The sequence below is a fragment of the Brevibacillus migulae genome (assembly GCF_004521915.1).
GTDB classification, from domain to species: domain Bacteria; phylum Bacillota; class Bacilli; order Brevibacillales; family Brevibacillaceae; genus Brevibacillus_F; species Brevibacillus_F migulae.
This window is the reverse complement of record NZ_SDKD01000072.1, coordinates 1-648: the sequence shown is the minus strand read 5'-3', so window position 1 is coordinate 648 and position 648 is coordinate 1. Positions and strand designations below refer to the sequence as shown.

The window sequence follows — 648 nt, the reverse complement described above, 5'->3', positions numbered from 1 at the left end:
GGAAACATTTGCTAGACTTTAAGAAATGAGAAAAACCACCCTAGTCTTTGGCCGGACAGGTGGCTTCTCATCAAGATAAAGGGAGTAGTCTGCCCCCCAGAATAGGGACAAGTGTACCCTTTTTCATTAAGTTGTTACGTTTATCGTAACATGGGGTAGGCTCTCCTGCAAGATAAAGGAGAGGAAAACAGATGGATTTGAGAGAGTTTTTACTTTGGGAACAAGCTACGAGAGATTGCATTGATGTAAAGAAAATATATGTCGATATGGCTGATGATCTGGTGGCCGGGATCTTATTAAGCCAAATCGTTTATTGGAATCTGCCAGATAAAGAGGGCAAAACAAAGCTTCGCGTTAAAAAAGACGGTGTTCTCTGGCTCGTCAAAGGCCGCGAGGACTGGTGGGACGAATGCCGCATTAAACCGCGCCAATTTGATACCGCATTCAAGAAGCTGGAGGATCAGCGGCTTGTTGAAAAGAAAGTTTTCAAGTTTGCCGGAGATACACGTGTACATATCCGCATCATTTGGGAGAATTTTTTGGCTGCGCTCCAGGTGCAGCTCGCAACTCTCGAAATGGCTGCTGTCACTTCCGCTACAGAAGAGGCTGAAACCCTTGATACTACTGGGATTTACAAATCCGTAAATC

Annotated in this window: 1 pseudogene; it reads left to right on the top strand. The window is 44.9% G+C overall.

Going from position 1 to position 648, the window contains the following annotated elements:
- Nucleotides 1-191 precede the first annotated feature (191 nt).
- A pseudogene (locus EIZ37_RS25630) lies at nt 192-648 on the top strand (hypothetical protein); the annotation flags it as partial.